The organism is Microbacterium sulfonylureivorans, from assembly GCF_003999995.1.
GTDB classification, from domain to species: Bacteria; Actinomycetota; Actinomycetes; order Actinomycetales; family Microbacteriaceae; genus Microbacterium; species Microbacterium sulfonylureivorans.
In genome coordinates this window covers 321212-335011 of the sequence record NZ_RJAD01000002.1, presented here as the reverse complement: position 1 = coordinate 335011, position 13800 = coordinate 321212, and the positions used below count along the sequence as shown (strand labels likewise).

The window sequence follows — 13800 nt, the reverse complement described above, 5'->3', positions numbered from 1 at the left end:
GTCAGTCTCCGTTCGCCGTACCGGCTTGTTCAGGGGGGTTCGCCGCGAGCTGGGCATTGCGCCGATCGAGCTGGGCTCCCTTGATCGTCGCATATCCGTACATGCCGCCGAAAATGAGAGCGACGATGAGGAGTGCAGGCACGAAGATCGCGCCCAGCGCGACGACCACCTGCAGGGCCCAGCCGAAGGCGATGCCCCACGGGTAACGGACGAACCGGCCGGTGAGGATCATCAGTACGGCGACCACGGAGCCGGCGACGACTCCCCACCAGGGCTCGATGGGCTCGGGGAGCGCCTTCAGGCCATAGATCACGAGTCCGCCGAGGAACGCGATGATCGACTCGAACGCGAGCACGATGGACGCGAGGGACTCTGCCGCTCCGCGCCGGCGTGGAGCGCGCCGCTCGGGTGCCTCCGCCTCGGTCATGCGTCGTACCCGCTCTTCCAGTCCTCGGCCTCCGCCAGAGCGAGCGCCTGGCCGGCGAGCACCACGGAGCCCGCGATCACGACGGCGCGCCGGTCGGATTCCGCGCCCCACGCCCGAGCCGCCTCCGCGGCCTGGGCGAGGTCGTCGTGGACGGTCACGGTGAGTCCCGCCGCCTCCGCAAGGTCTGCGAGGCCGTTGGCGTCGCGCGCACGATCGGAGACCGGGGTCGTGGCGAACACGTGCGCGGCGACCGGCGCGAGCGCGGCGACGATCCCCTCGGCGTCCTTGTCGGAGAACACGCCGAGCACGACGCCCCATTCGTCGAAGGCGAACGACTCCTTCAGCGCCGTCACGAGAGCACGTGCGCCGTGGGGGTTGTGCGCGGCGTCGACCAGGACGGTCGGCGCGATGCCCACGAGCTGCAGGCGCCCCGGAGCAGTGGCCCGGGCCAGCCCCTCCGTGAGGATGTCGCCGGCGATCGCCTGCGACGCCCCGCCGATGAGCGACTCGACGGCGGCGATCGCCAGGGCCGCGTTGAAGCCCTGGTGCCCGCCGTACAGCGGGAGGTACTCCTCGTCGTAGGCGGCGGCGAGACCGCGGACCGAGATCTGCTGCCCGCCGACCGCCAGACGCTGCTCGGCGAGGCCGAAGTCCTGGCCCTCGAAAGCGATCGTCGCGCCGCGGGCGGCGGCCGCGTCTCGCAGCACCGCCTCGGCCGCGGCATCCTGTCTCGCCGACACCACGGCGGCGCCGTCCTTGATGATCCCGGACTTCACGGCGGCGATCTCGGCGATCGTGCTTCCCAGGCGATCGGCGTGGTCGATGTCGATGGGCGTGAACACCGCGACGTCGCCGTCTGCCGTGTTCGTGGAGTCCCACGACCCGCCCATGCCGACCTCGAGCACGAGGACGTCGATGGGCGCGTCGGCGAACGCGACGAACGCGAGCACCGTGAGCAGCTCGAAGAACGTGAGCGGGGCGTCGCCTGCTGCGGCGAGCTCGGCGTCGACAAGCCCGACGAAGGGCTCGATCTCGTCCCACGCATCGGCGACGGCGCCATCGGCGATCGGTTCGCCGTCGACCATGATCCGCTCCGTGAAGCGCTCGAGGTGCGGGCTGGTGAACAGACCCGTGCGCAGCCCGTGGGCGCGCACGAGGCTCTCGATGATGCGGCTCGTCGAGGTCTTGCCGTTGGTCCCCGTCACGTGCACGACGCGATAGGTCTTCTGCGGATCGTCGAGGAGCTCGAGCACGCGCCGGGTGCGCTCCACGCGGGGCTGCACCCACCGCTCGCCCTGCCGCTCGAGCAGAGCCGCGTACACGGCGTCGGCCCGGGCCACGTCGCGATCGGTCATGCGGATGCCTCCACCTTCGTCACGGCGACGGTGAACGCGCCCCGGTTGGCGTACGTCCCGGCGGCGAACTCGGCCGTGTGGTCGGCGCCGTCGGTCGAGAGCGCTCGAGCCACGGCGACCTCGTGCTCGACGGCGAGCGTCTCGCCCGCGATGTCGGCCGCGGCGAACGCCGACTCGACGGCGGCGCCGTCTGCGGCATCCGCGAACGACAGCCCGAGCCGGATGCGGTCGCTGACGTCGAAGCCGGCGCCCTTTCGGGTGTCCTGCACCGCGCGGATCACATCGCGCGCGAGACCCTCCGCCTCGAGCTCCGGCGTCGTGGCCGTGTCGAGCAGCACGAAGCCGCCGTCCGACAGCAGTGCGATCGCCGTGCCCTCGGCGACGCCGCCCGCCTCGAGGGTGAGCTCGAACTCGCCCTCCTGCAGCGCGACGCCGTCGACCACCACGACGCCGTCGACCTCTTCCCAGAGCCCGGCGCGCGCACCTCCGATGACGTGCTGCACCTGCTTGCCCAGACGGGGCCCCGCCGCACGGGCGTTGACCGTGAGCCGCTTGCTGATGCCGTAGCGCTCGGCGACGTCGGCGCTCAGCTCCACGAACTCGACGGCCTTCACGTTGAGCTCGTCTCGGAGGATCCCATCGAACTGCGCGAGGGACGCGGCATCCGGCACCACCACCGTCAGCAGCGCGAGCGGCAGGCGCACGCGCTTGCCCTCCTTCTTGCGCAGCGCGTTGGCGACGCTCGACACCTGACGGACGGCGTCCATGGCCGCGCGGATGTCGTCGGCGGCAGGGAATGCGGCATCGTCGGGCCAGTCCTGCAGGTGCACGCTGCGGCCGCCGGTGAGCCCCTGCCACACGCGCTCGGACACGAGCGGGATGAGCGGCGCCGCGACGCGGGTCAGCGTCTCGAGCACCGTGTACAGGGTGTCGAACGCCTCGCGGCTCTTCGGGTCGTCGGAGACGCCGACCCAGAAGCGGTCGCGCGAGCGGCGGATGTACCAGTTCGTCAGCGCCTCGGCGAAGTCGCGGAGACGCTCGGCCGCCGTCGTCGAGTCGAGACCGTCGAGGTCTTCGGCGACACCCCGGACGAGGTCGCCGGTGAGAGCGAGGATGTAGCGGTCGAGGACGTCGGTCGAGTCGGTGCGCCAGGACGCCTCGTACCCGCTGTCCTCGGGACCGCCGGCGGCGTTCGCGTAGGTCGAGAAGAAGTACCAGGCGTTCCACAGCGGGAGCATGAACTCGCGCACGCCGGCGCGGATGCCCTCCTCCGTGACGACCAGGTTGCCGCCGCGGAGCACCGACGACGACATCAGGAACCAGCGCATGGCGTCGGAGCCGTCGCGGTCGAACACCTCCGACACGTTCGGGTAGTTGCCGAGCGACTTCGACATCTTCTGCCCGTCGCTGCCGAGCACGGTGCCGTGGCAGGACACGCCGATGAACGCGGGGCGGTCGAAGAGCGCCGTCGACAGGGCGTGCATCACGTAGAACCACCCGCGCGTCTGCGGGATGTACTCGACGATGAAATCCGCGGGCGAGTGCGACTCGAACCAGTCGAGGTTCTCGAAGGGGTAGTGCACCTGGGCGAACGGCATCGAGCCCGAGTCGAACCACACGTCGAGGACGTCCTCGATGCGGCGCATCGTGCTCTTTCCGGTCGGGTCGTCGGGGTTCGGCCGCGTGAGGTCGTCGATGTAGGGGCGGTGCAGGTCGACCTCGCCCGCGGCGTTGCGCGGGAGGCGGCCGAAGTCCCGCTCGAGATCCTCGAGCGAGCCGTACACGTCGACGCGCGGATACTCGGGGTCGTCGCTCTTCCACACCGGGATCGGCGAGCCCCAGTACCGGTTGCGGCTGATCGACCAGTCGCGCGCGCCCGCGAGCCACTTGCCGAACTGGCCGTGCTTGACGTTCTCGGGCACCCACGTGATCTGCTCGTTGTTCGCGAGCATGTCGTCCTTGAACTCGGTGACCCGCACGAACCAGCTCGAGACGGCCTTGTAGATCAGCGGGTTCCGGCAGCGCCAGCAGTGCGGGTACGAGTGCTCGTAGCTCGCGAGGCGCAGGAGGCGCCCGGCCTGGCGCAACAGTCGCACGAGCGGCGTGTTGGCGTCCATCCACAGCTCGCCCGCGACATCCGTCACCTGCGGCAGGAAGCGCCCGCCGTCGTCGAGGCTCATGATGAGCGGGATGCCGGCCGCCTCCGTCACCCGCTGGTCGTCCTCGCCGTAGGCCGGCGCCTGATGCACGATGCCGGTGCCGTCGCCGGTGGTGACGTAGTCGTCGACGAGGATCCGCCACGACGTGCCGGTGCCCCAGGTCTCGGCATCCGCGTAGTAGTCGAAGAGGCGGTCGTACGCGACGTCCTCCAGCTCGGAGCCGAGGACGGTCTGCACGACGGCCTCGCGGGCGGCCTCGGCCGACTCGTAGCCGAGGTCCTTCGCGTACCCCGCGAGCAGCTCCTCGGCAAGGAGGTAGCGGTGCGCCGTCGCCTCGACCGGGTCGTCAGCCTGGCCGTCGGGGGCGTGGTGCACGTCCGCCGCGCCGTTCGGGCCGCCAGGGACCACGACGTACGTGATGCCGGGACCGACGGCGAGGGCGAGGTTGGTCGGCAGCGTCCAGGGGGTCGTCGTCCACGCGAGCGCGCGGACCCCCGTGAGCCCGAGCGCCTCGGCTTTGAGACCGACGAGCGGGAAGGTCACGGTGACCGACGGGTCCTGCCGCATCTTGTAGACGTCGTCGTCCATGCGCAGCTCATGGCTCGACAGCGGGGTCTCGTCACGCCAGCAGTAGGGCAGCACCCGGTACCCCTCGTACGCGAGTCCCTTGTCGTGGAGCGTCTTGAACGCCCACAGGACCGACTCCATGTAGGAGGTGTCGAGCGTCTTGTAGCCGCGCTCGAAGTCGACCCACCGCGCCTGTCGGGTGACGTAGTCCTGCCACTCCTCGGTGTAGGCGAGCACCGACTCGCGCGCCTTCGCGTTGAACGCGGCGAGCCCCATCTCCTCGATCTGGGTCTTCTCGGTGATGCCGAGCTGCTTCATGGCCTCGAGCTCGGCCGGGAGGCCGTGCGTGTCCCAGCCGAAGACGCGGTCGACCTTCTTGCCCCGCATCGTCTGGAAGCGCGGGAAGAGGTCCTTCGCGTAGCCGGTCAGCAGGTGTCCGTAATGGGGCAGTCCGTTGGCGAAGGGCGGACCGTCGTAGAAGACCCACTCCTCGGCGCCCTCGCGCTGCTCGATGGAGGCGTGGAACGTGTCGTCGGCCCTCCAGAACGCGAGTGTGTCGCGCTCGATCTCGGGGAAGCGCGGGCTCGGCACGACGGAGTCGGCGGCGGGTCCGAACGAGGACTTCGGGTAGGTCATGTCACTCCAGCAGGTTGCGATGCTTCCTGCGAGGACGACTCTTCCGAGCCGCGGTACCACCCCGCGTGACCACTCGCCGTCGCGGTGGCCCTCTCTCACTGCGGCTGTGACGGGCCTGACCCGCTCGGTTCTAGTGAGGACCGGGGTCCTGTTCTTCCGAGAGCTCCCCGGTGATGGCCGGATCGGTGCTGTTGCCTCGAGTCTACGCGGGTCGGGCGCCCCCCGCACGCGGCGGATCGGTACGGGCTGCCGCGAGCAGCTCCTGGGTGAACGGATGCCGGGGGTCGGCGAACACTCCGGCGGTGGTGCCCTGCTCGACCGCGACGCCTTCCCGCATCACCAGGACGTCGTCGGCGATCGCGGCGACGACGTCGAGGTCGTGCGAGACGAAGACGAACGTGAGGCCGCGCTCGCGCTGAAGCCGCAGCAGGAGCGCCAGCACCCGTTCCCGCACGAGCGGGTCCAGGGCCGACACCGGCTCGTCGAGCACGAGCACGTCCGGCGCCGCCGCCAGGGCACGCGCGATGGCCACCCGCTGCCGCTGACCGCCCGACAGCTCCGACGGACGCCGGCGGGCGAGCGCCGCGTCGAGATCGACCTCGCCCAGGAGCGCGACGACCTTCGCGGACCGCTCGCCGCGCGGAACGCCGCCGGCCTCCAGCGCCTCGCGGAGCGACCGGTCCACGCTCCATCGGGGGTCGAGCGCGCCGAGCGGATTCTGATGCACGAGCTGGATCCGGCGCTGGGTCGCCGTCGTCGGCACGGCCCCGTCGAGCAGCACGTCGCCCGCGTCCGGTCGCTCCACGCCCACGATCATTCGGGCCACTGTGGTCTTGCCCGAGCCCGATTCGCCGACGATCCCGATCGTGCGACCGCGGCGCACCGTGAACGACACGTCCGACACCGCGGGGCGGTCGAACGCCTTCGACAGGCCCCGCACCGCGAGTCGCACCGGCGCGGCGTCGTCCGCATGCGGGCGCGGCGCGTGACGCGCCGCGGCGACGAGCCGCTGCGCGTACGGATGCTGCGGCGCCGAGAAGACCCGGGCGACCGGTCCCGCCTCGACGACCCGCCCGTCCTGCATCACCAGGACCCGGTCGGCCACGGCGCGCACCGCGGCGAAGTCGTGGCTGATGAAGACCACCGCGACGCCGCCGTCCGCGATGCCCCGCAGCAGCTGCAGGATCCTCGCCTGGACCGTGGCGTCGAGCGCCGTGGTGGCCTCGTCGGCGACGAGGATGGCGGGGCGCGCGGCGAGTGCGGAGGCGATGAGCGCGCGCTGCCGCAGGCCCCCGGAGAGCTCGTGCGGATACTGGCGGGCGCGACGGGATGCCTCGGGCACCGCCACCTCGCGGAGGAGGGCGTCGACGCGCTCCCGGAGACGCGCGCGAGGCACGCGCCCCTCGTGGAGGCGGAGCGGCTCGGCGACCTCCGCTCCGATGCGGCGGAGGGGATCGAGCGAGACGAGCGCGTCCTGCGAGACGAGGGCGATGCGCGAGCCGCGGAGGCGCCGCCAGCCGCGTTCGCTCAGCGTCCGCGCGTCGACCCCGTCGATGGACAGCTCCTCTGCGTGCACCTCCGCGCCCGTCGGCGGCAGCCCGAGCAGCGCTCGCGCGGTGAGCGACTTCCCCGCCCCGGACTCGCCGACGATAGCGACGCACTCCCCCGGCGCGACGTCGAGGTCGACCCCGTCGACCGCGCGTGAGTCGCCGAAGGCGATCGTCAGTCCTCTCACCCTCAGCCCGCTCATGCGTCACGGCCCTCCGCGCGTGCACGCAGGGTGCGTCCGAGCACCGTGGCGGCCACCACGGTGATGGTGATCGCTGCGCCGGGGAACACCGATATCCACCAGGCGAGTCCGAGGACGTTCCGACCGCCGGCGAGCATGAGCCCCCACTCCGGGGTCGGCTCGGCGGGACCGAGCCCGAGGAAGCTGAGGCCGGCGGCGGCGAGGATGCTCGACCCGATGCCGATCGTCGCCAGCACGCTGAGCGCCCCCACCACGCCCGGGACCACGTGGCGCGTGAAGGCGACCGGCGCCGGCACTCCGAGGATGCGTGCCGCCTCCACGTGCTCCGCCGTGCGAAGCGTGCGCGTCTGGGCCCGTGCGAGGCGGATGTAGACCGGGATCGCGGCGATGGTGACGGCGATCGCCACGTTGACGGGCCCGGGTCCGAGCACGGCGACGACGACGAGGGCGACGAGGAACTCGGGGAACGCGAGCAGGATGTCGGTCGCCCGCATCGCCGCGGCGTCGACGATGCGCGGGGCGGCCCCCGACAGCGATCCGATGGTCAGGCCGATGACGAACGCGAGAGCGGTCGCCAGGAGCCCGATGCCGACGGATCGGCCGGTGCCGTAGACGACCCGCGAGTACACGTCGCGTCCGCTCTGGTCCGTGCCGAACCAGTGCTCCGCGCTCGGTGGAAGAAGGGCGGCACGCACGTCGGTCTGCAGCGGGTCGTAGTGCGCGAACGCCTGCGGTGCGAGCGCGAGCGCCGCGATGATCGCGAGGACCGCGATCGCGCAGCCGAGCGCGATGCGCCGCGGCGCGGTCATGCGGGCACCTTCTCGCGGACCGTCGCTGCGCCGGGCGCCCGGCGCAGCCTCGGGTCGAGCAGCGGATAGGTCAGCTCGACGATCAGATTCACCACGACGAACACGAGCGCGCTGAGCAGGATGATGCCGGTGATGACCGGCAGATCGCGATCGGAGATGGCCGTGAGGGTGACCCGGCCGAGGCCCGGTCGGGCGAAGACGGTCTCGACGAGCACCGCTCCGCCGAGCAGCGAGCCGACCAGGTACGCCGCGAGAGTCAGGGCGCCGGTCGCGCCGTGTCGGAGGGTGTGGTGCAGTGCCAGCCACGTCGGCCCCGCACCGCGGGCGCGCACGGTCGTCGTGAACGGCTGCCGCTCGGCGGTCTCGATGCCGTCGCGCAGCACCTGGCCGAGGAGCGCCGCGATGGGCAGCGCGAGCGTCACGGCCGGGAGGACGAGGGTCGCCGGGTCGCGCGAGCCCGAGACGGGGAACCAGCCGAGCCCGAAGGCGAAGACGCTGAGCAGGAGGAGACCGATCCAGAACACCGGCGATGAGAGGATCACGAGCTCTAGGGCCGCCACGATGCCGCGCGACGTACGACCCCGCGCGAGCAGGGCGACGGAGAGCGCGATCACGACGGCGAACAGCAGCGCCAGGGCGGACAGCTGAAGCGTGGCGCCCAGCTGCCGTCCGATGACCTCGGACACGGGCATCCGAAGCTGATACGACTCGCCGAGATCGCCTCGGAGGAGCTGGGCCAGGTAGGCGACGTATTGCTCCAGCGGCGGCCGATCGAGCCCCAGCTCCGCTCGGATGCCGTCCTTCACCTCTTCGCTCACCTGCGCCTGGGGCCCGAGCATGACGTCCACCGGGTCGCCAGGGATCACCCGCAGCGCCAGAAAGGCCACGGTCGCCGCACCCCACAGCACGATGACGACGGATGCCGCGAGCCCGGCGCCACGCGCGACGATCCGCCGTGTGCTCGCTCGACGCATCGCCACCGTCCTCCCGCCCGAAGGCGCCGGGTCAGTCGATGCTGACGTCGTAGAAGAGCGGGCGCCCGTACAGATCGTAGGCGAGGCCCGAGACGGCCTCCCCGACTGCGGTGATGAGCGCGGGGCTGTAGAGCGGCACGATCGCGACGTGATCCGCGTTCCATTCCTGCACCGAGGAGTAGATGTCGGAGCGCGCATCCGCATCGGCCGTCGCGACCCCCTGCTCGAGGAGCGCATCGACCTCCGGGTCGCTCACCTGGGACGCGTTCTGGAACCCGTCGGTGTGCAGGTGGCTGCGCAGCAGGTCGGGGTCGACGCCCGAGAAGCCCCAGTCCGTCAGATCGAACGTCTTCGGTCCGTACTGCTCGTTGTAGGCGCCCGGCTCGAGCACCTCGCGGACGAGTTCGAAGCCGACGGCCTTGAGGTCGGACTGGATCGCGTTCGCCATCGCGGCGCGATCGTCGGGCACCGGCGTCCAGGCGATCCATCGTGCCGAGAGACGCTCTCCACCCTTCGTGCGGAAGCCCTCCGAGTCGCGCTCGGTCCAGCCCGCGGCGTCGAGAAGATCGTTCGCCACATCGGGGTCGAACGCCCACGTGCCCTCGAGCGACGAGTCGTAGGTCGGCGTCGTCGAGCCGAGGATCGACCATGCGCGCGGGAACTGTCCGAAGAAGATCTCCTCGACGGCGGTGTCGATGTCGATCGCGCGGGAGAACGCCTCACGCACCCGCTGATCGGCGAAGACGCCGTACTTCTCATTGAGGTAGAGCGAGTAGGGCAGGCCGGGATACTCGATGGAGTCGACCGTGAGCGGGTCGGACAGGTCGGCGGCCAGGTTCGGCGGAAGGTTGCTGGCGAGGTCCGCCTCGCCGCTCTCGACGACGCCCACGCGCACGGAGGCCTCGGGCAGGATGTCGACGCGCAGCGTCTCGAATGCCGGAGCACCCGAGCCGTTCGGTCCCCACTCGTAGTCGTCGTTGCGGGTGTAGACGATCTCCTGATCGGGCGTGTAGTCGGTCAGCTCGAACGGACCGGTTCCCACGGTGATCCCGGGTCCGCCGGCCTTGAGCTCGTCGGCGGACGACTCCAGCACGGCGGGCGAGTAGAACCCGAGCAGCGCGGTGCTGGCGGCTTGGAGGAACGGCGAGTAGGGCTGCGTGAACGACACGCGCACGGTGTGCTCGTCGACGACCTCCGTACCGGCGTAGAAATCGCCGCCGAGCATGCTGGCAGCCTGTGCCGACGCCGTCTCGGGGTCGGCGATGCGGTCGAAGTTCGCCTTGACCGCGGCCGCGTCGAAAGGCTCGCCGTCGTGGAAGGTGACGTCGTCGCGCAGGGTGAAGACGTAGGCGGCGCCGTCGTCCTCGATCTCCCACTCCTCCGCCAGCCACGGCGAGAACGTCCCGTCCGCCTCCTGGAACACGAGCGAGTCGAGCACGGCACGCTGGACCATGGCCGAGACGTCGAGCTGGCTCGTCTGCGGGTCCATGTGACCGGCGGAGAGGTTCGCCCCCTCGATCGCCCACACCACCTCGGTCCCCGACTCGGAGGTCGCCGGCGCGCATCCGCTCACGGCGAGGGCGGCGACGACGGAAAGGGCGGCGACCGGAACGAGACGGCGCAGGGAGTTGGCGGGCATGCAGAACCTCGGAGAAGTGCGATGGGGAAGCTTCTAGGCTATCCCGTTTCTGGACGCAGTCGATCAACGCCCATCCCGCCTGCGGCATTCCCGCCGTGTCGGCCCCTGCCCAGCCGGGACGTCGGGCCCGGACGATACGGTCGTCGGATGGCCCGCCGACCGCAGCATCCCCAGCCGCCGCGTCTCGGCGCACCCGATCTTCCGCGCGCGTTGACCGACGTCGAGGGGCTCGACGCCGGCGCGGACTGCTTCCAGGTCCGGATCACCGCGCTGGCAGAAGCGACGGATGCCGCGCACAGCGCGCTGACCGAGTGCTCGGTGTCCCCGGCATCCGTAGACCGCCTCGACCTCAGCGGAGCGACCCTCGTCGACGTGGCGATCGACGAGCTGCGCGCGACGACGGTGACCGCTCGCGATGCGCGGCTCCGCAGGGTGCGCATCACGGGTGGACGCCTCGGCACCCTCGACCTGGCGACCGCCGGTGTCGACGAAGTCGAGCTGCGCGGCATCCGCATCGACTATCTCTCGCTCGGCGCGGCGAAGATCGAAGACCTCCTCATCGCCGACTGCACCATCACGACACTCGACATGCCGCAGGCGATCGCGAAGCGAGTGCGCTTCGAGAACACGCGCGCCGACGAGGTCGACACACGCGGAATGCGCGCCGACAGCCTCGACCTCCGCGGACTCGAAGCCGCGTCGTACCTCGATGTGTCGTCCTTGCGCGGAGCGACGCTCAGTCCCCCGCAGGTGGAGCAGCTCTCGTCGGCGTTCGCCGTCGCACTCGGCATCGACGTACAGGACTGACGCCGCGGAGGGGTCCGGTCGAGCCGGTAGAATCGTCGGACATCCCACACTCAGGCACGCTCACACAGTGCCGTACATATCGATCGAGGAGACCCTATGGCCGATGCGCAGATTCCCGACAAGCCCGCCCTCGAGGGCCTCGAGAGCAAGTGGGATGCCGCCTGGACCGAGCAGGGCACGTACCTGTTCGACCGTCTCCGCGCCGCCGAGGTCGGCCGCGCCGGCATCTTCTCGGTCGATACTCCCCCGCCGACCGCGTCGGGCAGTCTCCACATCGGCCACGTGTTCAGCTACACGCACACCGACGTCAAGGTGCGCTTCGAGCGCATGCGCGGCAAGACGGTCTTCTACCCGATGGGCTGGGACGACAACGGCCTGCCGACGGAGCGCCGCGTGCAGAACTACTACGGCGTGCGCTGCGACCCGACGCTGTCGTACGACGCGGACTTCGCGCCTCCGTACGAGGGCGGCGACAACAAGAGCAGCCGCGCCGCCGATCAGGTGCCGGTGAGCCGCCGCAACTTCATCGAGCTCTGCGAGAAGCTCACCGTCGAGGACGAGAAGCACTTCGAGGCGCTCTGGCGCGCCCTGGGTCTCAGCGTCGACTGGACCCAGACCTACCGCACGATCTCGGACGAGACCATGCGCACCAGCCAGCTCGCGTTCCTGCGCAACCTCGAGCGCGACGAGGCATACCAGGCCATGGCGCCCACGCTGTGGGACATCGACTTCCGATCGGCGATCGCACAGGCCGAGCTCGAGGACCGCGACCAGCCCGCCGCCTACCACCGCGTCGCGTTCCACAAGGCCGACGGCTCGGGCGACGTGCACATCGAGACCACGCGTCCCGAGCTGCTCCCGGCGTGCGTGGCGCTCGTGGCGCACCCGGACGACGAGCGCTACCAGCCGCTGTTCGGCACCACCGTGCGCACGCCGCTGTTCGACGTCGAGGTTCCGGTGCTCGCCCACCCCCTCGCGCAGCAGGACAAGGGCTCGGGCATCGCCATGATCTGCACCTTCGGCGACGTGACCGACATCATCTGGTGGCGTGAGCTCGATCTGCCCAACCGCACGATCCTCGGGCAGGACGGTCGCGTGATCGACGAGGCTCCCGACGTGATCGTGACGGATGCCGCGAAGGCTGCCTACGCCGAACTGGCCGGCAAGACGGTGTTCAGCGCCAAGAAGCGCGTCGTCGAGCTGCTTCAGGAATCCGGCGAGATGGAAGGCGACCCGAAGCCCTTCACGCACGCCGTGAAGTTCTTCGAGAAGGGCGACCGTCCGCTCGAGATCGTCTCCACCCGCCAGTGGTACCTCCGCAACGGCGCCCGCGACGAAGCGCTGCGCGAGAAGCTCATCGCGCTCGGTCGCGAGGTGTCGTGGCATCCCGACTTCATGCGCGTGCGCTACGAGAACTGGACCAACGGACTGACCGGCGACTGGCTCGTCTCCCGCCAGCGCTTCTTCGGCGTGCCGATCCCGGTCTGGTACGGCCTCGACGAGAACGGCGACCGCGACTACGCGCGGGTGCTCACCCCCGACGTCGCGGCGCTCCCGGTCGACCCGACGACCGACGTCCCCGCGGGCTACACCGCGGACCAGCGCGGCGTGCCCGGCGGCTTCGACGGCGAGAAGGACATCTTCGACACGTGGGCGACCTCGTCGCTCACGCCGCAGCTCGCCGGCGGCTGGGAGCGCGATCCGGAGCTCTGGAACCTCGTCGCCCCCTTCGACGTCCGTCCGCAGGGCCAGGACATCATCCGCACCTGGCTGTTCTCGACGATGCTCCGCAGCGCCCTCGAGGACGGCCGCGCGCCGTGGACGGATGCCGCGATCTCGGGCTTCATCGTCGACCCCGACCGCAAGAAGATGTCGAAGTCGAAGGGCAACGTCGTCACGCCCGCCGACATCCTCGCCCAGCACGGCTCGGACGCCGTCCGCTACTGGGCGGCGTCCAGCCGCCTCGGCACGGACGCGGCGTTCGACCCGCAGAACCCGACCCAGATCAAGATCGGCCGGCGCCTCGCGATCAAGGTGCTCAACGCGGCCAAGTTCGTGCTGTCGTTCCCCGTTCCCGAGGGCGCGCAGATCACGCACGCACTGGATGCCTCGATGCTCGCGACGCTGGACGGCGTCGTTCGCGACGCCACGAAGGCGCTGGAGACGTACGATCACGCCCGCGCTCTCGAGGTCGCCGAGTCGTTCTTCTGGACCTTCTGCGACGACTATCTCGAACTCGTCAAGGAGCGCGCGTACGACCAGACCGACGTCGGGCAGGCTTCCGCAGCCCTGGCCCTGCGGACCGCCCTGTCGACCCTGCTGCGCCTCTTCGCCCCGGTGATCTCGTTCGCGACCGAGGAGTCCTGGTCGTGGTTCAACGACGGCTCGGTGCACGCCGCCCCCTGGCCGGAGCCGCTGGATATCGACGGCGACCCCGGCGTGCTGACCGTCGTGGGAGAGGCGCTCATCGGCATCCGCCGCGCCAAGACCGAGGCCAAGGCCTCGCAGAAGACGCACGTGACGCGCGCGACGATCGCCGGACCCGCGGCATCCATCGCGGCCGTGCGACTCGCCGAGGGCGACCTGAAGGCCGTCGGTCGCATCGCCGAGATCGTGTACGCCGATGCGGACGACCTCGCGGTCACCGACATCGAGCTCGCACCGCAGGAGATCTGAC

At 70.7% G+C, this 13800-nt stretch carries 9 protein-coding genes; 2 read left to right on the top strand and 7 right to left on the bottom strand.

Annotated features, from left to right (window positions below; translation table 11 throughout):
• Position 1 precedes the first annotated feature (1 nt).
• From EER34_RS11095 to EER34_RS11065, 7 genes are all read right to left on the bottom strand, one after another.
• Positions 2 to 427 (bottom strand): DUF4233 domain-containing protein, encoded by a 426-nt coding sequence (locus tag EER34_RS11095; protein WP_127474807.1) that lies wholly within the window; start codon positions 425 to 427, stop codon positions 2 to 4.
• Positions 424 to 1782, bottom strand: coding sequence for a bifunctional folylpolyglutamate synthase/dihydrofolate synthase (locus tag EER34_RS11090; protein ID WP_127474805.1), 1359 nt, complete (start codon positions 1780 to 1782; stop codon positions 424 to 426). The genes EER34_RS11095 and EER34_RS11090 overlap by 4 nt, the downstream gene beginning before the upstream one ends.
• Positions 1779 to 5144 (bottom strand): isoleucine--tRNA ligase, encoded by a 3366-nt coding sequence (ileS, locus tag EER34_RS11085; protein WP_127474803.1) that lies wholly within the window; start codon positions 5142 to 5144, stop codon positions 1779 to 1781. Before ileS ends, EER34_RS11090 begins: the two co-directional genes overlap by 4 nt.
• 202 nt (positions 5145 to 5346) lie before the next feature.
• A complete protein-coding gene (locus tag EER34_RS11080) occupies positions 5347 to 6894 on the bottom strand; it encodes a dipeptide ABC transporter ATP-binding protein (RefSeq protein WP_127474801.1) in 1548 nt (515 codons plus the stop codon).
• Positions 6891 to 7703 (bottom strand): ABC transporter permease, encoded by an 813-nt coding sequence (locus EER34_RS11075; RefSeq protein WP_127474799.1) that lies wholly within the window; start codon positions 7701 to 7703, stop codon positions 6891 to 6893. Before EER34_RS11075 ends, EER34_RS11080 begins: the two co-directional genes overlap by 4 nt.
• Entirely contained in the window at positions 7700 to 8677 is a 978-nt protein-coding gene (locus EER34_RS11070) for an ABC transporter permease (RefSeq protein ID WP_127474797.1), read from the bottom strand. Before EER34_RS11070 ends, EER34_RS11075 begins: the two co-directional genes overlap by 4 nt.
• Positions 8678 to 8708: 31 nt before the next feature.
• Positions 8709 to 10316, bottom strand: coding sequence for an ABC transporter substrate-binding protein (locus tag EER34_RS11065; protein ID WP_127474795.1), 1608 nt, complete (start codon positions 10314 to 10316; stop codon positions 8709 to 8711).
• 147 nt (positions 10317 to 10463) lie between these two features.
• Between EER34_RS11065 and EER34_RS11060 the strand changes: the two genes are divergently transcribed.
• Both EER34_RS11060 and valS read left to right on the top strand, forming a co-directional pair.
• Positions 10464 to 11123 (top strand): pentapeptide repeat-containing protein, encoded by a 660-nt coding sequence (locus EER34_RS11060; protein ID WP_127474793.1) that lies wholly within the window; start codon positions 10464 to 10466, stop codon positions 11121 to 11123.
• Positions 11124 to 11219: 96 nt separating this feature from the next.
• Positions 11220 to 13799: a valine--tRNA ligase gene (gene valS, locus EER34_RS11055; RefSeq protein ID WP_127474791.1), complete on the top strand. Its 2580-nt coding sequence runs from the start codon at positions 11220 to 11222 to the stop codon at positions 13797 to 13799.
• Position 13800: the final 1 nt, after the last annotated feature.

What these genes read in the sequence shown, in the direction of transcription:
- EER34_RS11095 (WP_127474807.1), bottom strand. Translation starts at nt 427, where the DNA reads ATGACCGAGGCGGAGGCACCCGAGCGGCGCGCTCCACGCCGGCGCGGA.
- EER34_RS11090 (WP_127474805.1), bottom strand. Translation starts at nt 1,782, where the DNA reads ATGACCGATCGCGACGTGGCCCGGGCCGACGCCGTGTACGCGGCTCTG.
- ileS (WP_127474803.1), bottom strand. Translation starts at nt 5,144, where the DNA reads ATGACCTACCCGAAGTCCTCGTTCGGACCCGCCGCCGACTCCGTCGTG.
- EER34_RS11080 (WP_127474801.1), bottom strand. Translation starts at nt 6,894, where the DNA reads ATGAGCGGGCTGAGGGTGAGAGGACTGACGATCGCCTTCGGCGACTCA.
- EER34_RS11075 (WP_127474799.1), bottom strand. Translation starts at nt 7,703, where the DNA reads ATGACCGCGCCGCGGCGCATCGCGCTCGGCTGCGCGATCGCGGTCCTC.
- EER34_RS11070 (WP_127474797.1), bottom strand. Translation starts at nt 8,677, where the DNA reads ATGCGTCGAGCGAGCACACGGCGGATCGTCGCGCGTGGCGCCGGGCTC.
- EER34_RS11065 (WP_127474795.1), bottom strand. Translation starts at nt 10,316, where the DNA reads ATGCCCGCCAACTCCCTGCGCCGTCTCGTTCCGGTCGCCGCCCTTTCC.
- EER34_RS11060 (WP_127474793.1), top strand. Translation starts at nt 10,464, where the DNA reads ATGGCCCGCCGACCGCAGCATCCCCAGCCGCCGCGTCTCGGCGCACCC.
- valS (WP_127474791.1), top strand. Translation starts at nt 11,220, where the DNA reads ATGGCCGATGCGCAGATTCCCGACAAGCCCGCCCTCGAGGGCCTCGAG.